This window comes from Streptomyces sp. NPDC127190 (assembly GCF_042672505.1).
In the GTDB taxonomy this organism is placed as follows: Bacteria; Actinomycetota; Actinomycetes; order Streptomycetales; family Streptomycetaceae; genus Streptomyces.
Genome location: NZ_JBHXVE010000025.1, coordinates 13,375 through 36,557, shown reverse-complemented (window position 1 = coordinate 36,557; position 23,183 = coordinate 13,375). Strand labels below are relative to the sequence as shown.

General features: G+C 70.8%; 22 protein-coding genes and 2 pseudogenes. 9 read left to right on the top strand and 15 right to left on the bottom strand.

Annotated elements, in window-relative coordinates; all coding sequences use genetic code 11:
• Positions 1-64: 64 nt before the first annotated feature.
• Complete coding sequence (locus tag ACFVIU_RS30245) at positions 65-934, bottom strand: MBL fold metallo-hydrolase (RefSeq protein WP_385846390.1); 870 nt, start codon at positions 932-934, stop codon at positions 65-67.
• Between the two features lie 221 nt (positions 935-1,155).
• Between ACFVIU_RS30245 and ACFVIU_RS30240 the strand changes: the two genes are divergently transcribed.
• Positions 1,156-2,088: an aminoglycoside phosphotransferase family protein gene (locus tag ACFVIU_RS30240; protein ID WP_385846389.1), complete on the top strand. Its 933-nt coding sequence runs from the start codon at positions 1,156-1,158 to the stop codon at positions 2,086-2,088.
• Between the two features lie 140 nt (positions 2,089-2,228).
• Here the strand turns inward: ACFVIU_RS30240 and ACFVIU_RS30235 are convergent, their stop codons facing one another.
• Positions 2,229-2,711, bottom strand: coding sequence for an AAA family ATPase (locus ACFVIU_RS30235; protein WP_385846388.1), 483 nt, complete (start codon positions 2,709-2,711; stop codon positions 2,229-2,231).
• A gap of 325 nt (positions 2,712-3,036) precedes the next feature.
• On the opposite strand from ACFVIU_RS30235, the gene ACFVIU_RS30230 reads away from it, so the two are divergent.
• From ACFVIU_RS30230 to ACFVIU_RS30220, 3 genes and pseudogenes are all read left to right on the top strand, one after another.
• Positions 3,037-3,975, top strand: coding sequence for a MerR family transcriptional regulator (locus ACFVIU_RS30230; protein ID WP_385846387.1), 939 nt, complete (start codon positions 3,037-3,039; stop codon positions 3,973-3,975).
• 68 nt (positions 3,976-4,043) lie between these two features.
• Positions 4,044-4,639 (top strand): annotated as a pseudogene (locus tag ACFVIU_RS30225) (IS982 family transposase); the annotation flags it as partial.
• Between the two features lie 44 nt (positions 4,640-4,683).
• Positions 4,684-5,145 carry a pyridoxamine 5'-phosphate oxidase family protein gene (locus ACFVIU_RS30220; protein ID WP_385846386.1) on the top strand — a complete coding sequence of 154 codons (462 nt, stop codon included), beginning with the start codon at positions 4,684-4,686 and terminating at the stop codon, positions 5,143-5,145.
• 19 nt (positions 5,146-5,164) lie between these two features.
• On the opposite strand, the gene ACFVIU_RS30215 is transcribed toward ACFVIU_RS30220, so the two are convergent.
• Together ACFVIU_RS30215 and ACFVIU_RS30210 are read right to left on the bottom strand one after the other, a co-directional pair.
• Positions 5,165-5,605: a hydrolase gene (locus ACFVIU_RS30215; RefSeq protein WP_385846385.1), complete on the bottom strand. Its 441-nt coding sequence runs from the start codon at positions 5,603-5,605 to the stop codon at positions 5,165-5,167.
• 18 nt (positions 5,606-5,623) lie between these two features.
• Complete coding sequence (locus tag ACFVIU_RS30210) at positions 5,624-6,013, bottom strand: winged helix-turn-helix transcriptional regulator (protein WP_385846383.1); 390 nt, start codon at positions 6,011-6,013, stop codon at positions 5,624-5,626.
• A gap of 39 nt (positions 6,014-6,052) precedes the next feature.
• On the opposite strand from ACFVIU_RS30210, the gene ACFVIU_RS30205 reads away from it, so the two are divergent.
• Positions 6,053-7,561, top strand: a complete 1,509-nt coding sequence (locus ACFVIU_RS30205) for an MFS transporter (RefSeq protein ID WP_385846382.1) — start codon at positions 6,053-6,055, stop codon at positions 7,559-7,561.
• A gap of 130 nt (positions 7,562-7,691) precedes the next feature.
• On the opposite strand, the gene ACFVIU_RS30200 is transcribed toward ACFVIU_RS30205, so the two are convergent.
• A complete protein-coding gene (locus ACFVIU_RS30200; RefSeq protein ID WP_385846381.1) occupies positions 7,692-8,630 on the bottom strand; it encodes a MerR family transcriptional regulator in 939 nt (312 codons plus the stop codon).
• Between the two features lie 68 nt (positions 8,631-8,698).
• A pseudogene (locus ACFVIU_RS30195) lies at positions 8,699-8,848 on the bottom strand (GNAT family N-acetyltransferase); the annotation flags it as partial.
• A gap of 189 nt (positions 8,849-9,037) precedes the next feature.
• On the opposite strand from ACFVIU_RS30195, the gene ACFVIU_RS30190 reads away from it, so the two are divergent.
• Complete coding sequence (locus ACFVIU_RS30190) at positions 9,038-9,664, top strand: TetR/AcrR family transcriptional regulator (RefSeq protein WP_385846380.1); 627 nt, start codon at positions 9,038-9,040, stop codon at positions 9,662-9,664.
• A 47-nt stretch (positions 9,665-9,711) separates the two neighbouring features.
• On the opposite strand, the gene ACFVIU_RS30185 is transcribed toward ACFVIU_RS30190, so the two are convergent.
• Both ACFVIU_RS30185 and ACFVIU_RS30180 read right to left on the bottom strand, forming a co-directional pair.
• On the bottom strand, positions 9,712-11,061 hold the full coding sequence (locus tag ACFVIU_RS30185) for a ferric reductase-like transmembrane domain-containing protein (RefSeq protein ID WP_385846379.1): 1,350 nt from the start codon (positions 11,059-11,061) through the stop codon (positions 9,712-9,714).
• A gap of 202 nt (positions 11,062-11,263) precedes the next feature.
• Complete coding sequence (locus ACFVIU_RS30180) at positions 11,264-11,608, bottom strand: DoxX family protein (protein ID WP_385846377.1); 345 nt, start codon at positions 11,606-11,608, stop codon at positions 11,264-11,266.
• 180 nt (positions 11,609-11,788) lie between these two features.
• Here ACFVIU_RS30180 and ACFVIU_RS30175 point away from each other — a divergent pair, with 180 nt between their 5' ends.
• Positions 11,789-12,655 carry an alpha/beta hydrolase fold domain-containing protein gene (locus ACFVIU_RS30175; protein WP_385846376.1) on the top strand — a complete coding sequence of 289 codons (867 nt, stop codon included), beginning with the start codon at positions 11,789-11,791 and terminating at the stop codon, positions 12,653-12,655.
• Positions 12,656-12,810: 155 nt separating this feature from the next.
• Here ACFVIU_RS30175 and ACFVIU_RS30170 read toward each other — a convergent pair whose 3' ends face one another.
• From ACFVIU_RS30170 to ACFVIU_RS30155, 4 genes are read right to left on the bottom strand one after another with little or no spacing between them, the layout of a single operon-like run.
• Positions 12,811-14,136 carry an amidohydrolase family protein gene (locus ACFVIU_RS30170; RefSeq protein WP_385846375.1) on the bottom strand — a complete coding sequence of 442 codons (1,326 nt, stop codon included), beginning with the start codon at positions 14,134-14,136 and terminating at the stop codon, positions 12,811-12,813.
• A complete protein-coding gene (locus tag ACFVIU_RS30165; RefSeq protein ID WP_385846374.1) occupies positions 14,133-15,713 on the bottom strand; it encodes an FAD-dependent oxidoreductase in 1,581 nt (526 codons plus the stop codon). The genes ACFVIU_RS30170 and ACFVIU_RS30165 overlap by 4 nt, the downstream gene beginning before the upstream one ends.
• Complete coding sequence (locus tag ACFVIU_RS30160; RefSeq protein WP_385846373.1) at positions 15,710-16,615, bottom strand: alpha/beta fold hydrolase; 906 nt, start codon at positions 16,613-16,615, stop codon at positions 15,710-15,712. The genes ACFVIU_RS30165 and ACFVIU_RS30160 overlap by 4 nt, the downstream gene beginning before the upstream one ends.
• A gap of 19 nt (positions 16,616-16,634) precedes the next feature.
• Positions 16,635-17,468 (bottom strand): alpha/beta fold hydrolase, encoded by an 834-nt coding sequence (locus ACFVIU_RS30155; RefSeq protein ID WP_385846372.1) that lies wholly within the window; start codon positions 17,466-17,468, stop codon positions 16,635-16,637.
• 1,104 nt (positions 17,469-18,572) lie between these two features.
• Here ACFVIU_RS30155 and ACFVIU_RS30150 point away from each other — a divergent pair.
• Both ACFVIU_RS30150 and ACFVIU_RS30145 read left to right on the top strand, forming a co-directional pair.
• The gene (locus ACFVIU_RS30150; RefSeq protein WP_385846371.1) at positions 18,573-20,012 is read left to right on the top strand and encodes an NAD(P)/FAD-dependent oxidoreductase; all 1,440 of its coding nucleotides are present in this window, start codon (positions 18,573-18,575) and stop codon (positions 20,010-20,012) included.
• The gene (locus ACFVIU_RS30145) at positions 20,009-21,289 is read left to right on the top strand and encodes an NAD(P)/FAD-dependent oxidoreductase (protein WP_385846370.1); all 1,281 of its coding nucleotides are present in this window, start codon (positions 20,009-20,011) and stop codon (positions 21,287-21,289) included. The genes ACFVIU_RS30150 and ACFVIU_RS30145 overlap by 4 nt, the downstream gene beginning before the upstream one ends.
• Before the next feature lie 42 nt (positions 21,290-21,331).
• Here the strand turns inward: ACFVIU_RS30145 and ACFVIU_RS30140 are convergent, their stop codons facing one another.
• From ACFVIU_RS30140 to ACFVIU_RS30130, 3 genes are all read right to left on the bottom strand, one after another.
• On the bottom strand, positions 21,332-22,405 hold the full coding sequence (locus ACFVIU_RS30140; protein ID WP_385846369.1) for an NAD(+)/NADH kinase: 1,074 nt from the start codon (positions 22,403-22,405) through the stop codon (positions 21,332-21,334).
• A gap of 45 nt (positions 22,406-22,450) precedes the next feature.
• On the bottom strand, positions 22,451-22,819 hold the full coding sequence (locus ACFVIU_RS30135; protein WP_385846368.1) for a 5-carboxymethyl-2-hydroxymuconate Delta-isomerase: 369 nt from the start codon (positions 22,817-22,819) through the stop codon (positions 22,451-22,453).
• Positions 22,820-22,940: 121 nt separating this feature from the next.
• Entirely contained in the window at positions 22,941-23,096 is a 156-nt protein-coding gene (locus tag ACFVIU_RS30130) for a DUF6131 family protein (RefSeq protein WP_385846366.1), read from the bottom strand.
• Positions 23,097-23,183 lie beyond the last annotated feature (87 nt).

The following is a 23,183-nucleotide window of genomic DNA, read 5'->3' as shown; positions in this document are numbered from 1 at the left end:
TGGACGCGGCGACCACCGTCTTCCGGTGCTGGACGGGCGCCCCTCACCCTCCCGCGCCGGTGGTTCACCAGCGGACGGCCGTGAAGTCGACGGGTCGGGGCCGTAGCAGCCGGGTGCGGTCCGCGAGGCCGTGCAGCCGGCGGGACATCTCCTCGGCGGGCAGCCGGTGCCGGTCGCCGTGGCCCGGCAGGACCCACTCGAAGCGGATCCGTCCGGCCGTCCTGGTCAGGGAGCGGGCCAGCTCCTCGATGGAGTACCAGGTCACGCTCTCGGCGACTTCGAGATCGCCGGTCGTACGCGACCAGTAGAAGCTGTCGCCGCTGAAGCAGTACCGGTCGTCCGCGAGGTAGAGGACGCTGCCTTCGGTGTGGCCGGGCAGCGGGTGGGCGGTGACGCCGGGGGCGATCTCCATCGGTTCGAGCCCGCGGATCACCTGGTCGGCGTCGGGGACGGCGTCGAGGTCGCCCTCGTGGATCCACAGCCGGGCACCGAAGTGGTCGGCGTAGCGGCGGCCGTGGGCGACATGGTCGCGATGGGTGAGCAGTACGTCGGTGACGGGGCCGGACGCCGTGTAGCGGGCGGCCAGCGCGCTGCTCCAGCGGGGGGTGTCGATCATCATGAAGGTGCCCGACGGCCGCCGCAGGAGGTAGGAGTTGGCTCCGGCGGTGCGGGTCGAGTTGTGGCCGCAGATCAGCACGCCGTCGTCCAGAGCCAGCGGGAACGGGTCGAGTGCCGGGTCCGCGTGCCCGGCTCCCGGGCGGATGGAACGGGTGTGGCAGGCGAACACGGCGGCGTGTAACCGGCGGTTCTCCGTCTCGTTCTCGGGCTGGCGCAGCATCCGGGAGCGTCCGTCGGCCTCGCCGATCAGCTCGGGTGCGAACTGCCGGGCGACATCGCAGTTGGTGCACCGCTCGTCGACGTACCAGTGGTCCATGTCAGGACTCCTTCCGGGAAAGCGGCCCCGACGGGGCCGCCCCGTCAGGGATATCCCTATCCGGGGGTGAACCGGTAGGCCCTGCCGGTCTTGTATGTGACGCTGCGTGCTGCTCTCCCCTTCCCCTCATGGTGCATTTTGACCCGTTTTCGCCGCCCTCACGCATCACCGAGCGCCCCCTTGTCCCGGTCCACCGCGGGGTGGGCGCGTAGGGTGCCGGGATGATCGAGGTACCGGAGACGTTCGCCCGGAGCACCGTCGCGCGCGAGGGTGCGGCCGGAGCGGCATGGATCGCCGAACTGCCGGAGATCCTGGAGGAGTTGCTCGCGGGCTGGGGGTGCGTGCCGGACGGTGGCGTGCTGCACGGAGGGGTGGGTGTCGTCGTCCCGGTGCGGCGGCGGGACGGATCGCCGGCCGTGGTGAAGGTGTCGTTCCCGCATCCCGGCAATGTCCACGAGCCGGACGCGTTCGCCGTCTGGGGCGGGCGGGGCGCCGTTCTGCTGTACGAACGCGACGACGACCGCTTCGCGATGCTGCTGGAGCGCGCCCGGACGACGACGCTGGCCGACGCGGAGGACGGCGACGAGCTGGTGACGGTCGCCGGCCGCATCGGGCACCGGCTCGCCGTCCCCGCCCCGCCCGGCCTGCCCCGGCTGCGGGAGCGGGCCGACGCCTGGGAGGAGGAGCTGCGCAAGGACGCCGTGGAGCCGGGGCACGGCCTGTCGGAGCGTACGGTGGACGCGGCGGTGGCGACGGTACGCGAGCTCGGTCGCAGTCAGCCCGACCTCCTCGTCCACGGCGATCTCCACGCCGGCAACATCCTGCGCGCCGACCGGGAGCCCTGGCTGGCCGTCGACCCCAAGGGCTGTGCGGGCGACCCGGCCTACGACGCCGGCGCGCTGCTGAAGTCACGCGCGCTCGCCCTGGTCGCGGCGGACGACCCGCGGCGGGCCGTCCTCCGCGTCCTGGACGTCTTCGCCGACGCGGCGGAGCTGGACCGGGTGCGGGTACGGCGCTGGGCCCACTTCCATGTCGTCCAGGCCGTGTTCTGGGGCCGTCGGCACGGCTTCCGCATGGCCCGCGGCGGACCGGAGCGGGACGGCCTGGTCGCCTTCGCGGCCGCGCTGGCGGAGCTGCTCACGGACGCAGCCTGACCGTCCCCCGTACCCGTCACCGCCGCGCGGGTGGCCCGGCATCCCGTACGACCAAGCCGCCCCGCGCCCCGATATCCGTCACCGCCGCGCCGGCGGCTCGGCATCCCGTACGACCAAGCCACCCCGCCCGCCGGTATCCGTCACCGTTGCGCGGGTGGCCCGGCATCCCGTACGACGAAGCCGCCCCGCCCGTCGAACCGCACCTCGCGGACCGCGTCGAACCCGTCCGCCGTCGAGGGCCTGCACAACCGCTGGAGCGTGCCCAGCACCCCGACGTCCGGCACCCTCTCCCGGCCCTCTCGGGCGGCGTTGCGCCGCAGCGAACCGGCCACGTCCGGCGGGAACCAGTACGCGGTCACGGTGGCCCCGTACACCCGGGCCAGCTCCACCAGCGGGCGCCACTCCAGCGGCGAGGGGTTGGTGTTGTCCACGGCCACCGACCGGCCCGCCGCCAGGTGCTCCGCGATCAGCCGGAGCTGCCGGTCCTGCTTGTTCCTGGCGCCGCGCGGGAACAGGCCCTTGCTGACCAACTCGTGGCCGCCGGCCAGGCACTGCCCGTAGAAGGTGGACTTGCCGGAGGCCTGCAACCCGACCAGCACGGCCACGTCCGTCGCTGTCGCCATGCCGCACACGATGCCACGCGTCCCGCGCCGTCCGCTCGCCCGGGCCGGCCCTCGGCCCTGCGGTGTAGGTCCATCGGCTCAGGCGCACCGCGCGGGCCGCGGCTAGATGAATGAGTCCCAGGGCTCGCAGCCCAAGGCCACCAGCGAGCGGTGACACATGTCCCTGCCATCGCTCGCCCAGCGCGCGCAAGGCGTTCCCGGCGTCCTGGCGGTCAGCGGAAGGCACGTGACGCATGTCTCAGCAACTCGGAGGACGTCTCGGTCGGGAGCCCAGCGGGGGAATAGCCTTGAGTCTCCAGTGACTGGAGACAGCAGAGTGGGGGACATGGACGGTACGACCCTCTACTCGATCGGGGAGCTTTCCCGGCGGACCGGCTTGCCCGTGAGGACCATCCGGTTCTACTCCGATTCGGGGGTGGTAGCGCCGACCACCCGAAGTCCCGCCGGTTATCGGCTTTATGACCTCGACGCACTGCTTCGTCTGGAACTCCTCCGCACACTGCGCGAGCTGGGCGTGGACCTGGCCACGATTCAACGGGTACTGGACCGCGAACTCTCGGTGGCGGAAGTCGCCGCGGCGCACGCCGACGCCATGGACGTCCAGATCCGGATGCTGCAACTGCGTCGAAGCGTTCTGCGAGTCGTGGCCAGACGCGGGTCCGATCCTGAGGAGACCAAGCTCGTGCACAGGCTCACGCAGTTGTCCGGCGAGGAACGCCGACGTCTGATCGACGATTTCATGGATGGCACCTTCGGCACAGTGGATGCCGACCCGGCCATGGCGGCCATGGTTCGCGCTGCCACTCCCGACCTCCCCGATGATCCGTCCAGCGAGCAGGTCGCCGCGTGGGTGGAACTCGCCGAACTGGTCGGCGACGAGGACTTCCGGGCCCGGCTCCGCCGAACGGCCATGTTCCAGGCCGCCGGGCGCACGCTCGAGATCGAGAGCGAGGCTGGCGAGGAACTGATGGAGTACACCCGTCAGAAGGTGGCGGAGGCCCTGGAGTCGGGCATCGACCCACTCAGCGACAGAGTTGCACCCGTCATCGACGACCTCGTGCACCGCTTCGCCGAGGTGTTCGCACGCACCCCTGACGCGGAATTCCGGGACTGGATGGCCCAGCAGTTCGAAGAGGCGCACGATCCCCGGGTGGATCGGTACTGGCGGCTGGTGTGGATCGTCAACGGCTGGCAAATAGTACCGAGCCTGATCCCGGTGTACTCCTGGCTCATCCAGGCCCTGCGAGACGACCGCGACGCATAGTCACCGCAGTGGAAACCGTCCTGGAGCCCTGAACGAGTCCATGGGATTGCCTGCGGACATGAAGCGAGGGCGTCCATGATCCGTTTGTGACGACAGACCTGGACACCCTCGCGGTGATGTCGGCGTTGCTCGGCTTCACCTCGGGGCGGCGGTGGCTGCGCCGCGCCCGCCGGGACTTCCGCCACCTGTTCCCGTACCTGCCCCAGCAGTCCGGCTACAACAAGCGGCTCCGCAACGCAACCGAGCTGATCAAGCATGCGATCAGGATGCTGGCGAAGGACACCTCCCTGTGGAGCGGTCGGACCTGGCCGGCTGGGCCGAGTACGGCTACTGCGCCTCGCACTCCCGGTACTTCTGGGGCCTGCGCCTGCACCTGGTATGCACGCTGGGCGGGCTGCCCGTCCCACTTGGAGCTGCTGCGTCCGGCCCGCAAGGGAGAGCCCGAACGGACCGGAGCGCACCTGTTCAAACCGCTGCGGCAGACCATCGAATCGATCAACCAGACCTTCAAGGCCCAGCTCGGCCTGGAACGACACGGAGGGAGCACCCCGCAGGGGTGATCGTCCGGGTGCTGTCCTGGATCCTGGCCCTGACCGCCGCAGCCTGGCTCAACGACAAGACCGGGCAGCCCGTCAAGCGATCGCTGACCACCTACGGTCACTGACCGCGACAGCACCCCTTGGGCTCATTCATCTAGGGTCGGCTGCCATGCACACATCCGAGACACATCTTCGTGGCAGGCCGGAGCGGAAACGGGACACACTGGCCCGGCTCGCGTCCGAACGGGACATCTGGCTGGCCACGGCCCACCCCGCGCACGGCCCGCACCAGGTACCGCTGTGGTTCCTGTGGGACGGCCGGGCGGTGTGGATGTGCACCGGCGCGGCCTCCGCGACGGCACGCAACGTCCGTGCCGAGCCGCGGGTGCGCCTGGCCCTGCCGGACAGCTTCGATGTGGTCCTGCTCGAGGGCGAGGCCGAATGCTTCCCCGACACGGAGGTCCCCGAGGAGGCCGCGGACGCCTTCACCGGGAAGTTCGGGTGGGACCCGCGCACCGAGGACAGCCCCTTCCTCTACATCCGTGTGGCGCCGCGGACGGTACGGGCCTGGCGCGGCGAACGGGAGCTGCGCGGCCGGGTCGTGCTGCGCGACGGGGTGTGGCTGGACTAGTGCACCGGCCCGGTCGGTCTCAGCCGGCCGGGTTCCGCTCCCTGTCGACCACACGCTTGATGCCGATGACGACCCGGTAGCGCGGCCGGGTCGCGAACTCCGCCATCTCCCAGACCGCCGGGCGCCCCACCTCCGCACACAGATGCAGCACCCGCCCCTCCCCCACCCAGACACCGACATGGGCGCCGTAGGCATCGTCGGTGGCGTTGAACAGCACCAGGTCGAGCGGCCGGGCGACCGGTACCCGGACTGTCGCCCGCGTGTCGGCCCACAGGTCGCTCGACCGCAGGGCGGGCGGAGTCAGGCCGAAGTGCCGGAGCACCTCGTAGGCGTACAGCTGGCAGTTCGCTCCCTCCGCCAGGCCGGGAAGGCCGGCCACCGCCGAGGACCCCGGAAACCGGGAGCCCACGTAGGGCACCGTCCAGAACGCGGGCGGCAGTTCACACAGCACTGGCTCCATGAGCCCGTCGTCCCCTGGTCAGGGGGCCGGTGCCGTGGCGGCGTCGTAGGCGGCGCGGGCCGTGGCGATGTCGGCCCGGTGGCGCTCCGCCCAGCCGACGAGTCCGGCGAGGGTCGTGTGGAGTTCGCGGGCCATGGGCGTGAGGCTGTACTCCACTTTGGGGGGCACGGTGGGGTAGACGGTCCGCACGAGCAGGCCGTCACGCTCCAGCTTGCGCAGGTTCAGGGTGAGCATGCGTCGGCTGATGCCCGTGATGGCACGCTCCAACTCGGTGAACCGGACCGGCCCGTGTGCGGCGGCGACGAGGATGCCGATGCTCCACTTGCCCGCGACATGGTCGAGGACCTCGGTGAGCGGGCACGCCTCGTTGCTGACCTGGTCGGACACATCGGTGTGACTGCGTGACACGAAAGTGCCTCCTTCCGCCGCACGTCATCGTTACAGAAGATGACCGCTGTAACAAGTCGTGCACCATGGAAGGAAATCCCCGTGCGCAGAACCAACGCAGCAGCACACCCGTCACGTTGGGCGGCACTGGCCGTGCTCTGTGCCGGACAGCTGATGGTCATCCTCGACGGGACCATCGTGAACGTGGCGCTGCCGTCCATCCAGCGCGACCTCGGCTTCTCCTCGTCGGGTCTCGCCTGGGTGGTCAACGCCTATCTGGTCCCCTTCGGCGGCCTGCTGCTGCTCTCCGGACGGCTCGGCGACCTCGTCGGGCGCAAGCGCGTCTTCATCGCCGGCCTGGGCCTCTTCACGACCGCCTCGCTGCTGTGCGGTGTCTCCCAGGGCCCGGCGGCCTTGCTCGCCTCCAGGTTCGTCCAGGGCGTCGGCGGCGCGGTGACCTCCGCTGTCACGCTGGGCATGGTGGTCACCCTGTTCCCGCAGCCGAAGGAACGGGCCAAGGCCATCGGCGTCTACAGCTTCGTCCAGTCCGCCGGCGGCTCGCTGGGCCTTCTCGCCGGCGGCGCCCTGACCCAGACCATCGGCTGGCACTGGATCTTCTTCGTCAACGTACCGATCGGCATCGTGGCCGCGCTGCTGGCCGGACGCGTGCTCGGGACCGAGCAGGGTGTCGGCCTCGGCAAGGGGACCGATGTCGTGGGCGCGCTTCTGGTCACCTCCGCGCTGATGATCGGCGTCTACGCCATCGTCGGGACCACGGACCACGGCTGGACCTCCGCACACACCCTGGGCTTCGGCGGCGCGGCCCTCGCCCTGCTGCTCGCTTTCGTCGCCCGCCAGGCCAGAACGCCCCATCCGCTGCTGCCGCTGCGTGTGTTCCGCTCACGCGATGTCTCCGCAGCGATGGGCATCCAGGCCCTCATGGTGGCCGGGATGTTCAGCTTCCAGTTCCTCTGCGTGCTCTACCTGCACAAGGTGCTCGGCTACGACGAGATACACACCGGTCTCGGCATCTTCCCCGTCTCGGTCGCGATCGGCGCACTGTCCCTCGGCCTCGCGCCCAGGCTGATCGCACGCTTCGGGCCCCGGGCCGTACTGCTTCCGGGACTCTCGTTGATCGCGGCAGGCCTCGCCGTACTCGGCCGCGTACCGGCGGGCGGGAGCTACGCCGTGGACGTCCTGCCCGCGCTGCTGCCGCTCGGCATCGGCTTCGGCCTCGCGATGCCGTCGCTGGCCACGCTCGCGATGTCGGCGGCCACGCCCGAGGACTCGGGGATCGCCTCCGGCATGTTCAACACCATGCAGCAGATGGGCAGTGCCTTCGGTCTCGCGGTCCTCAGCACGCTCGCCGCCTCGCACACGGATGCCCTGCTGAGCAGCGGGGCGAGCACCGCCTCGGCACTCACGGGCGGCTATCAACTCGCGTTCCGCGTCGGCGCGGGCCTCGTCGCCGTCGCTCTCCTCCTCGCTGCCGTACTGCTGCGGTCCGCCACCCCGGTACGACGTCCAGCGGTGGGTGAGCAGCCGGTCAGCGAGAACGCCACTCGCTGACCGGAGTAACTGCTCGTTTCAGAGTTTCTGAAGAGAAGGAGTCGCATCCGTGCCCGGTCCGGTCATGTGGGGTGGCGCTATTCACGCGACGCCGACCACGTCGGCCCCATGCCCCTCTGCGACCGCCCCGTCATTGCTGTGTCCGGACGCGCAGGGCCTGGACGGACCAGTCGAACACGGGAGCCAGACGCTCCGGGGCCGGCCAGCCGTTGACCACCGCGAGCAGCTGGAGATATCGCTCCCTGCGGGGGTCGCTGATGCTCTCCAGTCGGGTCGCCAGCCGGCGGCGAAGCTCGACGTCGTCGCGGCGGCCGAGGAGGTGCGCGTAGTGCGCGGTGAAGGCCTCGACGATCGGATCAGCCTCGGGCGAGGCCGGGTCGATGCCGGCGGTCAGGGCCGGGCCGGCGTGGTCACGGACGGCTGCGGCGATGTCGCGGCGCGGGACCCGCATGTCGCTCCGGGCCCGCTCGGCCGCCTGCTCCTCGGCCATCCGCCGCAGGGCGGCGCGGAAACCCGGGTCCATGGACATTTCAGCCAGTTCCACCCACGCCTGGAGCTGTTCTGCCTCCGGGTTGTCGGGCAACTCAGGAGTCATCGAGCGCATGGGCCCCGCGAATGCGGGGTCGGCGTCAAGACCGCCGAAGACGGCGTCGAGGAAATCGCCGATCAGGCGTCTGCGTTCGTCCTCGGAAAGCTGGGCCAGCCGGTTCATGAGTTCCGTCTCCTCAGGTGTGGATCCGCGCTCGGCCACTGCCGTCAGTACCGCGCGCCGCAGGCGCAGGACGCGGATCTGCACTGCCAGTGCTTCGGCGTGCGCCGCGGCGACCTCGGGAAGCGAGAGCTCGCGGTCCACGACCTTGCGGATCGTCGGAAGGTCGAGTCCCAGCTCGCGCAGGGTCCGCACGAGGTCCAGGCGTGCCACGGCGTCGACACCGTAGAGGCGGTAGCCGGCCGGGCTGCGGTCGGTCGGCGCCACGATTCCGCGATCGGAGTAGAACCGAATGGTCTTGACCGTGAGACCGGTCCGTCGAGCCAGTTCACCGATCGAGTAGAGCGTGTCGCCGTCCATGTCCCCACCTTCGTGTCTCCCCCTACGGGAGACTCAAGTCCCTTCGCCTGCCGGCAGGCAGCCACTCCTCACGTGGTCGGGTGACGCACGCCGAACCACTGCTCGGCGCCGTACTCCTGGAACCGCTCGACCTCGGTGAAGCCCAGTCTCGCCGCGAGGCGCATCGCCCGGTGGCTGGCGCTCCGGGTGGAGAGCACCCCGGGTTCGCCGGGCCGCGCGCCTGTGACCTGCTGCGTTGTGATGTCTGAGCCGTAACCGCGGTGCCCGGCGGTCCATGCCCAACCGGCGACCCGAAGTGGGTACGGTGTTGCTGTTATGGTGCTGGCCGAGGAGGTGGACGTTCAGTGGCAGCAGCTGGTCCTGCGCGAGCGACCACGGCATCGGGCCGGGGCCCGGGGCGTCCGCCCGTGCCGCTGGAGCGCATCGTCGCTACCGCACTGCAGATCGTGGACGACGAAGGGGCCGACGCTCTCTCGATGCGGACGCTGGCCCAGCGCCTGGGCTCGGGCACGGCGACGCTGTACCGGCATTTCGACAACCGGGCAGCGCTGGTCGCCCATGTCGTGGACCGCATGTTCGGCGCCGTGGAACTGAAGGGCGACGATCTCCTCGCGATGGGCTGGCAGCAAGCGCTGCGGACGGTCGCGCACACCATGTTCGAGGCCCTGGCCCGGCACCGGAACGCGGCGCGCCTGATGGTCGAAGAGATCCCCCTGGGGCCGAACGCCATGGCGCTGCGGGAGCACTGCGTCGCGGCGCTGCTCGACAGCGGCTTCCCGCCGCGACTGGCCGCGCACGCCTTTGCCACCCTCTCCCGCTACGTCCTCGGATTCGCCATCCAGGTCAACGGTCATGGGAGTGGCGGGCAACGCGACGACGCACAGCTGTCCGCTGTCTTTCAGAGCGTCGATCCGGCCTTGTTCCCGGCAACGGTCACCGTCGCCGAGTCGATGCCCGTTCCGATCGAGGACGAGTTCTCCTTCGGACTCGAACTCCTCCTCAGCGGGCTTGCCCACCTGCGCGACGACGCCTGACCAGCCAGGACGATGCGAACCTGAGGCCGCCCGCCTACGGCAGCTCGTCAGCGGAAGGCGAAGTGCTCGGCGTGGAGATGCCGGCGGGGGACGCCCTGGCGGTGGAGGGCGCGAGTGAGGTTTTCGATCATGGCGGCGGGGCCGCAGAGGAAGACGTGCGTGTCGGGGGTGATCGGTCCGGCCTCGGCCTGGATTCTTTCGGCGGTCAGACGGCCGTGGCTGCGGCTGAACGTCGGGTGGAGCCGGAACTCGGGGCGGTGTGCTGCCACAGCGGTGAGTTCCGGGAGGAACGGCGCGTCTTCGGCGGTGGGAGCGCAGTAGAAGAGGTCGGTGCGGGGCGGCGCTGCGCCGGGGTGGGTGAGCCAGCCGAGGAAGGGCGCGATACCGATGCCCCCCGCGATCCATATCTGCCGGGGTCCGCCGAGGGTGTGGTCGAACATGCCGTAAGGACCCTTGAGGGTTGCCGGGTGTCCTTCACTCAGGTCCGTGTAGAGGCGGCGTGTACCGCGGCCCAGGGCGCGGATGGTGAGGCGTACCGAGCCGTCGGCCTGCGTTCCTGCGACGCTGATGGGGTGTTCGTGCCAACTGCCGACCCGCAGGTAGACGAACTGGCCTCCTGTCACGGGAAGGGTCGTCTCGCCGGTGGGCGTGAGGGTGAGGTCGAGGATGTCGGGTGTCGGCCGCTCGACACGGTGGATGGTGTAGTCCGCCCGGGGTTCCCTGTGCCGTAGCACCAGTTCGTCGTAGGTGTAGGCGGTCATGCCGATGGTGGCCGTGGTGACGTAGATCGCCAGGAGGGGCGTGGACCCGTTGATGATGAGATCGAGGAACCAGCCGTGCACCAGCGCCGACAGGAGAAGCAGGCCGATGAGGCGGTGCAGGAACAGCCAGCGCTCGTAGGGCAGTCGGAGGATGCGGCCGACCTGGCCGAGTGAGATGAGGACGAGCAGCAGCAGGCCGATGGCGGAGACGGCACCGAGGAGGTGGCCCATCCCTACCGATGTGGGCCGGTGGGCGTAGCCGTACCGGCTCCCGTCGAAACCGGAGAGGAAGTGGAGGAGCAGGTGGGGGGTGAGCAGGAGCATGGAGCATACGGCGTACAGCTTGTGCTGACGGTACATGCGGTCCAGGCCTCCGAACCACTGCTCCAACCACATCAGGCGGGTGGCCAGCACCAGGGTGCAGGACATCAGGTAGACGGACAGGACGCCGGCGAACTCGCCGACGAAATAGACAGCGCCGAGGCCCTCGGGCCTGAGCCGGTCCCAGGCCAGATAGAGCATGACGGCTCCGGTCGTGACCGACAGGGGTCCGACGTGGCGCTTCTTCAGGCGCGCGTCCAGGGGGGCGCGTGCGATCCGGACAGCGTAGAGCGCTATCACGATCAGGACGGGCATCGTCTACCCCTCGGGGTGGGCACTGTGGACGAAGGGGCGCTGGTGAAGGCAGGCTGACCCTGCGGTCGCGGCTTGAGCGCCCTCGTGCCCAGGTGTGGCTGCGTTTCCCACCACCCCTAATATTGGCTACGACGTATCCGTTTAGCTGGTCTGGGTCCAGTGGTGCAATCGGATGCCCGTTGGCCAGCCCACCCGCGGCACTTCAGCCGAACAAGGCCGCGAGGTACGAGGCGACAAGCACCGCACACACGACGGCTGGTGCGAGTTTGGCAACCGGGTCACCCTTGCGCAGGTGTACGACCACAGCTGCGGCGAGCAGCAGGAGAAGCCCGGCTCCCGCGAGGCCACCGAGCGGTGGCACGGCGGGGCCGAGCGCCACCCCGGCGACTCCTGCCAGTTGCAGCACGCCGATGCGGCGGTAGGCGGCGACGGAGAAGCCGGTCTCGGCGGCCAGTTCGCGCGCCTTCGGCAATGCGAGGGCGTTGAGCACTCCGATCGCCCCGAAGACCAGGGCGATGGCGCAGGCGAGGGTGATGGTGAGGGTCACGAGGTATCTCCATAGCGTCGGCGTCGTCGAGTTGCCGGCCGGGTGCATCGCTCGGTGCCCAGACGGGCGATGTGGTCGACCGATGCGGCGGCTCGCCCTAGCGTAATAACGGAAACAGTGTAACCGTTATGATCGTCGGCGAAGCGGACCGCATCGCGGCGCCAAGAAGGAGAGCCAGACATGAGCAGTCCCCAGATGCACGTAGTCGCCGCGATCATGCGGTTGGCCCTCAAAGGCAAGGCTGCCCCGGACCCCGTGGTCGCGTCGAAGGAGCCACCTCGTCCGCCCGCCAAACTGGCACAGCGGCACGACGTGAGGTCGCGCCACATCGATGGTTTCGAATGCCACACCGTCAGTCCGCGCGGGCGCCGGGCGGAGCGATCGGTCGTCTATCTGCACGGCGGCGCCTACATCAGAGACCTCTCGCCCCGGCACTGGCAGTTGATCTCGCAGCTCGCGGATGCCGGTGTACGAGTCGAGGTGCCGCACTACGGGCTGGCGCCGAAGTACACCTATCGTGACGCATATCCCTTCGTCACTGCCGTTTACCGCGACCTGCTCAGCGACCTGGACGCCGGCCAGCTCACGATCATGGGCGACTCCGCCGGCGCGGGCTTGGCTCTGGGCGTGGCGCAGAGCCTGGTCGGCTCGGGTCTCCCCCAGCCGGCCCGAGTAGTACTGATCTCCCCCTGGCTGGATCTGACTCTGACCAACCCTGCGATTCCCGAGGTCGAAGCCCGAGATCCGTTCCTCACCACCAGCAGCCTGCTCGCCGCCGGACGTAGCTGGGCCGACGGGGACGACCCCGTCCAACCCCGGCTCAGTCCCGTCAATGGCCCGCTTGCCCCCCTGGCGCCCATCGACGTCTACATCGGCACTCGCGACGTGTTCTACCCGGACGTTCGGCGCCTGGAAGAACGGGCTGCTGCGGAAGGGGCGGCCGTGAATGTCATCGTGTGCGAGGGTGCGGTCCATGCCTACCCGCTCGTCCCCGCTCCCGAGGGGCGTGCGGCGGCCCGCGCCATCGTGCGGTCCGCGGCCTCCTGAGCGGGTTGAGCGGCGATCTTCAGAGGCAGGCGGTCGAGCCGAGCGTCTGCCTCTTCTGCTGTGTCGGCTCTTCGGGCGTGTGGCCATCGCGCCGACGAGGACGGGGTGTCGTGCGCGTCGGCGCGGCGGTTCATGCGTGGGGGCGTTGCGGTGTGTCAGCCGAGAGAGCCCGCGGGCCTGATGCTGCGCAGTAGCCGTTCTCCGGACTCGCGCAGCTGGTCCTTGACCTCGTCGAGGCCGGATGCGAGCAGGACGTGATCGCGTTTGCGCCAGGTGCCGGCGACCATCACGGCTTCGATGTTGGCGATGTCGGCGTGCAGAACCGTGGCGACCGGGTCGTGCGCCGGCCACAGGTTGAGCGCCCGGGCGTCGACGGCGACCAGATCGGCCTGCATGCCCGCCTCGATGCGGCCCACCTTGTCGGCCAGGCCCAGTGCCTTCGCTCCATCGACCGTGGCCCAGGCAAGCGCCTGTTTGCTGGTGACAGACGGTGTGTTGGCGTACATGCCGGTCGTCTGCCGGTGGTGGGCGTGGTCCAGGCTGCGCTGGTGGGCCAGGGCGATCCGGGCGGCGGTGAGGACCGATCCGGGTACGGCGGTGTCGATGTCGGTGCCCAGGGAGGGCGCCGCGCCCAGGCGCAGCAAGGCCCCGGTGACGGGTGTGCCGTGGCCCTGACCCAGTTCGTTCTCCGGGGTGGTGGTGAAGGTGACGCCCGCCTCGACCAGCGCCTTCAGCCAGTCCGCGGGCAGGTCGGATCCGTGCACGACGTTGGTCAGGGGGCTGAACAACCCGGCGTCGCGTACGGCTTCCCAGCCGGGTGAGGGTTCTCCGCCGCTCTGGTGCATCGAGACGACGAGACCGCGTTCCGCGCCGGCCCGGAAGTCGGCCACCGCGGTCTCCGGCGAGGAATACTGCGGCCCTTGCAGGGCCATGCCCAGGGTGAGGAGGGCATGCTCACGGACGGGGCCGTCGAGCAGCCGGTCGATCTCGGCGAGCGGGTGGGGCGTGTCCGGTGAGCGGTAGGGAGTGCCGTGCAGGAAGACGGCGCGGATCCCGGCCTGGAGCAGTCCCTCGACGGCCGCGTCGGCGTGCTCCGGGGAGAGTGCATTGTGGCACCAGTCGCCCACCGTGGTCGTCCCGCAGTTGAGCTGGTTCAGCGCGCCGGCCAGGTTGCTGATGTGCATGTCGGCCGGGGTGTAGTGCCCGACGCACTCGCCGTGGAGGTGGGTGAGGTACTGCATCAGCGTCCAGTCGGCGCCCGCGGAGCGCAGCGCGGTCTGCCAGGTGTGCAGATGGGCGTTGACCAGGCCGGGGATGATGACGCGGCCGGAGAAGTCGACGACCTCGGCGTCGGGCGCCTCGATGGTTTCGCCGACGGCGGCGATGGTCTCGCCGTCGACGAGGATGTCGACATGCTCGGCGTCCGGCCGGTCCGGCGTCATCGTGATGACGTGCGCCCCGCGCAGCAGTATGCGGCTCATTCAGTGGCTCCCGAACCGGGGAAGGTGTGGCTCGGCTGGGACATGGTGCGGGTCCTTGCCTCGGGCGTCATTGCCCGCACGGCGGCTTGTGTCGTGGTGAGGAAATCCGACGTGGCGATGTGCCCGATGTAGCCGTCGGGACGGATCAGCAGCAGCGTGTCGCCGGTCAGGCCGTAGGCGCTGCGCAGCGTGTTCTCTGGGTCGGAGAAGCCCGCGGGCGGCCCGACGGTGAGCCGCTTCAGCTGGGCGCCCGTCGTCGGCCAGTCGAGGAGTTCGAGGTCCCGGGCGGCGCCGGGGCCGTAGGCGATGGCGGTGAAGTGCGGTCCCTGGAAGAGGTGGAACAGGCGGGTCTCGGCACCGTCGGCGCTGAGCAGTCGGGCGTCCGGGGCGCGGTCGCCCACGTGCAGCGTGCCGGTGTCGCCACTGTCGGCGGGGGCGAGCGGGCCGCCGTAGTAGGTCAGGGAGAGCTGCTGCTCGTCCTTGCCGCGTTTCATGCTGGAGGGGTCGAGCTTGGCGATGCCGCCCCACTTCTCCGTGGACAGGCCCAGGACCCCGGCGGCGATCGGCTGCCGCTCGGCCTCGTAGGTGCCCAGCAGGGCCGGGTCGGCTCCGGCGAGGACCTGGCCGAGCTTCCAGCCGAGGTTGTAGCCGTCCTGCATACCGGTGTTCAGGCCCTGGGCACCGGCCGGGGTGTGGACGTGCGCCGCGTCGCCGACGAGGAAGACACGCCCGCGGCCGTAGTGCTGCGCAAGACGGATGTTGGGCCGGAACACGGACTTCCAGTGGATCTCGTGCAGCTGGATGTGCCGGTTGCGGGTGTGGGAGTGGATCCGGTCGATGAGGGCGCCGATCTCCTGGGGCGGCTTCTCGTCGGGCGTGAGCCGGATCATCCACTGGAACATGTCGCTGTGGGGCAGCGGGCAGGCGGCGATGAGCTTGCCGCCGAGGCCGGGCCACATGTGCCACCGGTTGCGAGCCAGGCCACTGACGGAGGCATCCACGATCAGCACGCGGTCGGACTCGTCCGTCGTTCCCACGAAACCGATGTCGAGCTGCTTGCGCACCGCACTGGAGCCGCCGTCGGCCCCCACGGCATAGCGGGCGACGATCTCCTCGACCCCGTCCGCACCCACCACCGTGGCGACCACCGCGTCCTCGTCCTGCGTCAGCTCGGTCAGTTCCTTGCCGAACTCGACCTCGCGGCCGAGTTCACCGAGCCGGGCGTGCAGGGCGCGGTCCGTGCGGAACTGCGGGATCAGCCAGGTGTTCGGGTACGGGACGTCCGGGGTGGCCTCTTTGTGGGGGAACATCTTCCACGGCACACCGATGGGTCCTGCATGGATCCCGAGCTTGGGATAGATGTCGCCGCCGGCCAGCACGTCGTCGAGAGCGCCGAGGTCTTCGAGGACTTCGAGGCTGCGGGGCTGGATGCCCTTGGCGCGCGAGCCGTCGAAGGCGTGGGGGGACCTGTCGATGATCCGGACGTCGAGTCCGCGGCGTACGAGGTCGATCGCCAAGGCGGAGCCGGATGGGCCGGCACCGATGATCAGTACGTCGATGGCCTGCGGACTGTTCATGAGTCGAGCCTTTCGGTGCGTGCGGACACGAACGGGACGAGCTGATCGGCGACGTCGCGAGGCCGTTCGAACGGGGCCATATGCCCGCATTTGGTAATTACATGATGTTTCTGAGGCTTCAGCAGAGCGCGCGCCGTGTCGAAGTGCACCAGCGGCGTGACGTCGTCCTCGTCGCCCCACAGCAGCAGCGTCGGAATGCCCAGTGCCCCCGTCCGCCGGAAGAGGTCGTCACGGCCGGTGAAGGGCAGGTGCTGGAGGGTGTCGAAGACGGCGTACAGCGAGCCCTCGTAGCGGAACGCGTCGAGGACCATCTCGGTCAGCTTCGCGCCGAGCTCGGGGTCGCGGACGTTGTGCCCCAGGTGTCCTTGCAGGATCTGTCGGCCGCGCCGCCGGGCGATGAGGCCGGCCAGCCGGTCGTTGCGCAGGAGTCGGTGGGGGGAGGTCGGGCGGGGTTTCGCAAGACCGGCAGGGCCCACGATGGTGAGGGTGGAGACGGACGCGGGGTACTGGGCGGCGTACGTCATGCCGACCAGCGCACCCATGGAGGTGCCCACCAGGTGCAGGGGCCGCGCCGCCAGGCCGAGCCGGTCCGTCAGCTCGGCCAGCTGCCGCGCGAACAGCGTCTCGTCGTATCGCGCCCGTACCCGGTCGGAGTAGCCGCGGCCGTAGGCGCTACAGGTCAGCGTGCGCAGCCCGCGGGCGTGCAGTTCGCTGACGAGGCCGTCCCAGTAGCACAGCGGGATGGTCAGACCGCCCGCCATCAGGACCACATCCCCGTCCTCGGGTCCCGTCAGCTCGTAGTGGGTGACGCCGTCGGACAGCTCGACGAAACTGCCGCGCAGCGCCCCCCGCGAGTCGGCGGTGAGCTTGCGGTCCTCGCCCGGGGCGACGAAGTACTTCATGGAACGGGCCTCCTTGCCCTCAGTTCGCGGGGGTGTCGGCGCAGGAGCCCAGGAACGTCGCGATCGCGTCCGCGACCCACTGCGGTTCCTCCTCCGGCAGCAGATGTCCGCCGTGGGGGTGGACGAGCTCCTGGGCGCCGGGGATGTCGCGGGCGAAGTGCTGGCCGTCGATGCTCGCGCTGCGCAGCACCAGCGTGGGCACCGTGATGCGGGGGATCTGCGCGCTGCGGTCCGGCTGGTCGGTATTGCAGAAGTCGACGAAGGCCGAGCGGTTACCGGGGCGGCTCATGAGCTGATAGGCGCGGTCCACCATGGCGTCGTCCACGATCTGCGCATACGGCCCGACGGCCTCGCGCAGGCTGCGCTCGATGGCCCCGCGCGGCATCACCCGCCTCAACAGGGGCCGCACCAGCGGGTTGCGGGTCAGGCGCATCCCCGCGGGCACCGTCTTCTCCGGGTAGCCGGTGGCATTGACCAGCACCAGGCCGGTCAGCCGCTCCGGATGATCCAGCGCGAGGTTCCAGGCGATGTTGCCGCCCAGGGAATTGCCGGCCACCGCGTAGCGCGGCACGCCCAGCGCCTCCAGGAAGCCCGCCACTGTCGCGGCGTACGCCGGGATGCGGTAGTCGCGGTCCTTGCGCGGGCCCGTCAGTCCGAACGCCGGCAGGTCGGGACGGATGACATCGAACGCATCCGACAGCAGATCCGTCGCGCGGTCGAAGTGCTGCAGGGATGAGGCACTGCCGTGCAGCAGTACGAGTGCCGGGCCGCGCCCAGCACGCTTGTAGTGGATCCGCAGGCCGTCCACCTCGACGAACCGGGAATCGGGCTGGGGCTCAGACCAGGTACTCATAACGGATACACTGTTACCGATATGATGGTCGTGTCAAGCGGAAGCCCTCGCCTGTTACGGCCCCGGTTCACCCAGGCCGGGGCCGTACTCGCCGCTGTACTGGGCGGGGCCCGGCACCACGACGGGATGTAGTACCTCCGCCACACCCTCCTGCCCCAGATCGTCGATGCCCTGCACCTGCCATGACCGCGGCCGTCGACCGGGGGCGCCTGCGCGACGACGCCTCAGCCGAGACGTTCGCCATGACGACCGCTCCAACAGACCGGGAGTGCTTCATGTTTGATGTCTGTTGTCTTTGTTGACCGAGGGTGCGCTCGACGGCACGGACTGGTCTCTGCGCTTCGGTCCTGGACGGAGGTGGCGAGGGCCAGTGGGCGACGTGAGTGGATGGATTCGTGTGCTTGCGCCGCGTGGCCGGAATGTGTTGTCCCGGTCGGTGCTGCCCCCGGCCCAGGTCGACCGGCTTGTCGACCGGGTCGGTGAGGGCCCGGTGGCCTGGGCCGTCGGGCTCGGCCAGGGCATGGCTGATCACGTGAGCACGCAGATCCCGCAGCTTGGCGTGGACGGCCTCGTGCAGGAGCTGCGCAAGGGATGTGAGGCCGTCGCGTTGAGCGTGGTGGCTGCGCTGGCCGAGAACCCCGGGGTCGCGCCGGAGCCTCCGGCGGAAGCGCTCATGGGCGCTGTGGAGGCTGTGGGCCGGGGAGTCGATGTCGAGCACCTGTTGCAAAGCGTCCAGGTCGGACATGCCTACGCCGTCAGGGAGCGCCGAGGCCCTGACCGCGGTCGAAGCGTACTTGGAGATGTCGTACCACATAGGGCGTCGCCCCAAATCCTCCTCCGCCGTACGACAACAGCTCACCGACGAAGTCAGCGGCCTACTCGCCCGGATGTCCTTCCACCAGGCGTGGCTCCAGCGCAAATCAACTCATTCTGAAACGATCAGTAAGGACACCGCACCCGCAACAGCGGCCTGGTTTATGCGAGTTCACCTCAGCCGTCCCTCGCTGATCATTAGGCTGCTGCCATGGCGGACGGCGCCCGGCACGGCCGGAGGTGCGGTGCCGTGCCGTCGGACCGTCCACCCGGGAGATCGGAGAACGCCCCATGTCCCTCCTCCCCCACCGCCCGCACGACGGTGTCTTCGATGTCGCGGTGATCGGCGCAGGCATCGTCGGCGCGGCCGTCGCACGCGAACTGTCCGGCTACGACGTCTCCGTGGCCCTGCTGGAAGCCCGCGACGACGTGGGCGACGGTACGAGCAAGGCCAACACGGCGATCCTGCACACCGGGTTCGACGCCGTACCGGGCACCCTCGAGGCGCGGCTCGTCGCCCGCGGCCACCATCTGCTGCGCGCGTACGCCGACGCCACCGGCATCCCCGTCGAGCGTACGGGCGCGGTGCTGGTGGCCTGGAGCGAGGAGGAACTGCGGGCGCTGCCGGGGCTGAAGGAGAAGGCCGAGGCCAACGACTACCCGCACTGCCGGATCGTCGGCGCCGACGAGATCTACGCCGCGCTGCCCCACCTGGGCGCGGGTGTGCGCGGCGGACTCACGGTGCCGGACGAGTCGGTCATCTGCACCTGGACGACCAATCTGGCGCTGGCCACGGACGCCCGGCAGCGCGGCACCACGATCCTGCTCGGCCACGCGGTGACCGGTGTCGGCACCGGCGAGGAGACCACCACCCTGCACACCGCGGTCGGCGAGGTGCACGCCCGCTGGGTCGTCAACGCGGCCGGGCTCGGCGCCGATCACCTGGACCGGCTCTTCGGCCACGACCGGTTCACCGTGACCCCGCGCCGTGGCGAACTGTTCGTCTTCGACAAGCTCGCCCGCCCCCTGGTCGACAGGATCGTCCTGCCGGTGCCGTCCTCCCGCGGCAAGGGGGTCCTCATCTCCCCGACCGTCTACGGCAACGTCATGCTCGGTCCGACCGCCGAGGACCTCATCGACCGCACCGACACCGGCACCTCCGAGGAGGGCTTCGCCTTCCTCCTCGCCCACGCCGAACGCCTCATGCCGCGGCTTGCGGCCGAGGAGGTCACGGCGAGTTACGCCGGTCTGCGCGCCGCCATCGACCGCCCCGACTACCTCATCGAGGCAGACCCGGACCGGCGCTATCTCCTGGCCGGCGGCATCCGCTCCACCGGGCTGTCGGCCGGCATGGCCATCGCGGAGCACGCCCGCGAACTGCTGGCGGAGGCCGGACTGGAGCTGCGGCCCCGCGCCGACCTGCCGGGCCCGCCCCGGATGCCCGCCATCGGCGAGGCCGCCCGCCGCCCCTACCAGGACGCAGCCCTCATCGCCCGGGACCCCGCCTACGGCAGCGTCGTCTGCTTCTGCGAGCGGGTCACCGAGGGCGAGATCCGTGACGCCTGCCGCGCACTCGTCCCGGCCCGGAACCTCGGGGGGCTGCGCCGCCGCACCCGGGCCATGAACGGCCGCTGCCAGGGCACCTACTGCGGTGCCACCGTAGCGGCCCTCCTCCACCAGCACCGCACCCCCGACGACCGCCCCGGCCCGAGCAAGGACGACCGCCGATGACCCAGCAGCCGCCCCTGATCACCCCCGACGTCCTCGTCGTCGGCGGCGGACCGGCCGGTCTCACCGCCGCCGCCGAGCTCACCGCACTCGGTGCCGGACACGTCCTCGTCGTCGACCGCGAGGAGACGGCGGGCGGCATCCCCCGGCACAGCGGCCACACCGGCTACGGCCTGCGGGACCTGCACCGCGTCCTGACTGGCCCCGCCTACGCCCGTCACCTCGTCCGCCGGGCCGCCGCAGCCGGGGCCGAGATCCGTACCCGCACGATGGTCACCGGCTGGGCCGACGAACACACCGCCGAGGTCACGAGCCCCGGCGGCCGGTACCGGATCCGGCCGCGGGCCGTCGTGCTGGCCACCGGCGCGCGGGAGCGGCCGCGCGCCGCCCGCCGTGTCCCCGGGGACCGGCCCGAGGGCGTCTACACCACCGGCCAGGTGCAGCGCCTGGTCCATCTGCACGGCAGGCCCGTGGGCACACGTGCGGTGATCGTCGGCGCGGAGCCGGTCAGCTGGTCCGCGGCGCTCACCCTGCGCGGCGCGGGCTGCACCCCGGCCCTGATGATCAGCCAGTACCCGAGGGCGGAGTCGTACGGCGCCTTCACCGCGGTCGGGCGCACGGTGCTGGGCGTGCCGGTCGCCGTCCGCAGCCGCGTCGCCCGGATCCTCGGCAAGGGCCGCTGCGAGGCCGTGGAGATCGAGCACCTGGACACCGGACGGCGCCGCACCTTCCCGTGCGACACGGTCGTCTTCACCGGCGACTGGCTCCCCGACCACGAACTCGCCCGCACCGCCGGCCTCGCCCTGGACGAGGGCACGCGCGGCCCGCTCACCGACAGCGCGCTGCGCACCAGCCGGCCCGGCTTCTTCGCCGCCGGCAACCTCCTGCACCCCGCCGACACCGCCGATGTCGCCGCCCTGGACGGCCGGCACGTCGCCCGCCGGGTCATGGCCCATCTGCACGGCGCGCCGCAGCCGGCGCCGGGTGTGCGGCTGATCGCCGAGGCGCCCTTCCGCTGGGTCGCCCCGCAGCTCCTGCGCCCCGGCGACCCGGCGCCACCGCGGTCCCGGCTGCTGCTGTGGAGCGACGCGTACGTCCGTCGCCCCCAGGTCCACGTCCAGCAGGACGGCCGCGTCCTCACCCGCCGCACCCTGCCCTGGCCCGCGTCCCCCGGCCGCGTCTTCCGCGTCCCCTCCACCGTCCTCGCGGACGTCTCCCCCGCCGGCGGGCCGGTCCACATCGGTCTGTGGGAGGGACCGTCGTCCCGAGGGACCTCCTGACGATGTCCGCCGGACGCCCGCCCGCCGCCCCGGCCGGTCCGCTCAGCGGAGCGGTGCGGAGTCGCGCCGGGCGGTCAGCAGGGTCAGGTGGGCGATGTCTCCGGGCGGAGGTGTGGTCACCGACCACAGCGGGGCGGGGGAACCGTCGGCGACCGCGGCCGGGGCGTCGGTCAGGTTCATCCGCTCGCGCAGCCGGCCGTAGAAGTCCATCGGGCCGAGCCGTACGGCCCGCAGCCGGCGCGGGGCCGCGTACACCCCGATCCAGTCGCCCGGGTCCAGCACACCCCGCAGCTGGCCGTCGATGCTCACCGCGGCCGGCCCGGACCGCTCCAGCAGGCGCAGCCCGACGGGTTCGTCGGGGGCGGTGACCACCGACCGGTCGAAGGCCATGTGCGGGGCGACCGGCGTGAAGACGAGAACCTCCGCACGCGGCGAGACGACCGGTCCGCCCGCGGCGAAGCTGTACGCGGTCGAGCCGGTCGGCGTGGCGACGAGCAGCGCGTCGGCGGAGTACGAGGCCAGCAGCCGGCCGGCGACATAGACGCCGACCGAGATCTGCCGGTCCCTGGCCAGCTTCTCCATGACCACGTCGTTCAGCGCGGTGACGTCCAGCGGGATGCCCCAGTCCCTGTCGGCCTCGCAGTCGGACCGTACCGGGGGCGGCGGCAGCAGCGGCCCGCGGCCGCGGGCGATGAGGGACTCCACCCCCGGCGGCACCTCCAGCCGGCGTGAGGCGCGCAGGGCGAGCAGCATACGGCGGTCGATCCGGAACCGGTCCTCGCGCACCGCGTCCAGGGCCGGGCGCACCTCGGCGGCCGGCACCTCGGTGAGAAAGCCCAGCCGTCCCAGGTCCACGCCCAGCACCAGGGCGTCATGCTGCGCGGCCAGCCGCGCGCCGCGCAGGAAGGTGCCGTCGCCGCCCAGGGTCACCACGAGGTCGGGGTCGCCGGCGGCCTCGACCTCCTCCTCGGCGCTGCGCCGCCCGCCGTCGTGCCACACGTCGATGTCCGCGCAGCGGACGGCGCGCTCCCGGCACCAGTCCCGGACCACGTCGGCCGCCTGTACGGCCTCCGGGCGCCCTCCGTGTACGACCAGACCCAGCCGGTTCACTGTCACATCGGCCTCCGGAAAGGTCTCGGGCCCCCTTGCCGCGGCCGCCTCTCAGGGGGACGGGCGGGACGGGGTGGACAGGCGGTAGGAATCGGCCAGGTCGCGTACCTCCGCCGAGGTGACCGTTCCCTCCGCGCCCTCCAGCGGAAGATGCCGGGCCAGCAGCGCCAGGATGTTCTCCGACAGCCGCGCCTTGCGTGCCTCGCTGCGGCCCGGCATGAGGCCCACTTCGACATGCACGAAGCGGCTCTCCGCGCCCGTCGCGTCGCCGATGTACGCCTCGGACGTGCGCAGCAGCGTCTTGCAGACCCCCCTGGAGCCGGACTCCTCCAGGACGAGCGTGTGCAGCTCCTTCACCAGGACTCCGGGGTCGAAGGCCCCGGCCAGCTGGGACGAGCAGTCGATGGTGAGGTGCGGCATGAGGGACCCTTCGCGCCCGATCTGGTTTCTCTGGGCAACTATTTTCCCTCATGTCCCGCGCTGCCGGGACCGGGCCCGCCCCGAAGGACGGTCAGGCCCCGGCAGTGCTCGACTCCGCCGGTCACCAATAGTGCCGCCGGCCGGCGACCGCGTGCCCCATGGATCCCATGAGCCACAGGACGATCCCGATGACGGCGAGGATGATCCCGATGGTCCACAGGATCGAGATGCCCGTGACAAACCCGACGATGAGCAGGATGACACCGAGAGCGATCATGACACGCCTCCTACTGATGGCGATGCTCCTGTTCTCCGTGTGCCCCCAACCGGCCAGTAAGTGCCTCCCGAAGGCAGGAAACGTTCT

Excerpts from the sequence above, each read along its gene's own strand:
- ACFVIU_RS30215 (WP_385846385.1), bottom strand. The coding sequence starts at position 5,605 with ATGGAGCCAGTGCTGTGTGAACTGCCGCCCGCGTTCTGGACGGTGCCC.
- ACFVIU_RS30240 (WP_385846389.1), top strand. The coding sequence starts at position 1,156 with ATGATCGAGGTACCGGAGACGTTCGCCCGGAGCACCGTCGCGCGCGAG.
- ACFVIU_RS30150 (WP_385846371.1), top strand. The coding sequence starts at position 18,573 with ATGTCCCTCCTCCCCCACCGCCCGCACGACGGTGTCTTCGATGTCGCG.
- ACFVIU_RS30170 (WP_385846375.1), bottom strand. The coding sequence starts at position 14,136 with ATGAGCCGCATACTGCTGCGCGGGGCGCACGTCATCACGATGACGCCG.
- ACFVIU_RS30235 (WP_385846388.1), bottom strand. The coding sequence starts at position 2,711 with ATGGCGACAGCGACGGACGTGGCCGTGCTGGTCGGGTTGCAGGCCTCC.
- ACFVIU_RS30135 (WP_385846368.1), bottom strand. The coding sequence starts at position 22,819 with ATGCCGCACCTCACCATCGACTGCTCGTCCCAGCTGGCCGGGGCCTTC.
- ACFVIU_RS30205 (WP_385846382.1), top strand. The coding sequence starts at position 6,053 with ATGACCGCTGTAACAAGTCGTGCACCATGGAAGGAAATCCCCGTGCGC.
- ACFVIU_RS30200 (WP_385846381.1), bottom strand. The coding sequence starts at position 8,630 with ATGGACGGCGACACGCTCTACTCGATCGGTGAACTGGCTCGACGGACC.
- ACFVIU_RS30145 (WP_385846370.1), top strand. The coding sequence starts at position 20,009 with ATGACCCAGCAGCCGCCCCTGATCACCCCCGACGTCCTCGTCGTCGGC.
- ACFVIU_RS30155 (WP_385846372.1), bottom strand. The coding sequence starts at position 17,468 with ATGAGTACCTGGTCTGAGCCCCAGCCCGATTCCCGGTTCGTCGAGGTG.
- ACFVIU_RS30160 (WP_385846373.1), bottom strand. The coding sequence starts at position 16,615 with ATGAAGTACTTCGTCGCCCCGGGCGAGGACCGCAAGCTCACCGCCGAC.
- ACFVIU_RS30185 (WP_385846379.1), bottom strand. The coding sequence starts at position 11,061 with ATGCCCGTCCTGATCGTGATAGCGCTCTACGCTGTCCGGATCGCACGC.
- ACFVIU_RS30220 (WP_385846386.1), top strand. The coding sequence starts at position 4,684 with ATGCACACATCCGAGACACATCTTCGTGGCAGGCCGGAGCGGAAACGG.
- ACFVIU_RS30165 (WP_385846374.1), bottom strand. The coding sequence starts at position 15,713 with ATGAACAGTCCGCAGGCCATCGACGTACTGATCATCGGTGCCGGCCCA.
- ACFVIU_RS30175 (WP_385846376.1), top strand. The coding sequence starts at position 11,789 with ATGAGCAGTCCCCAGATGCACGTAGTCGCCGCGATCATGCGGTTGGCC.
- ACFVIU_RS30230 (WP_385846387.1), top strand. The coding sequence starts at position 3,037 with ATGGACGGTACGACCCTCTACTCGATCGGGGAGCTTTCCCGGCGGACC.
- ACFVIU_RS30130 (WP_385846366.1), bottom strand. The coding sequence starts at position 23,096 with ATGATCGCTCTCGGTGTCATCCTGCTCATCGTCGGGTTTGTCACGGGC.
- ACFVIU_RS30245 (WP_385846390.1), bottom strand. The coding sequence starts at position 934 with ATGGACCACTGGTACGTCGACGAGCGGTGCACCAACTGCGATGTCGCC.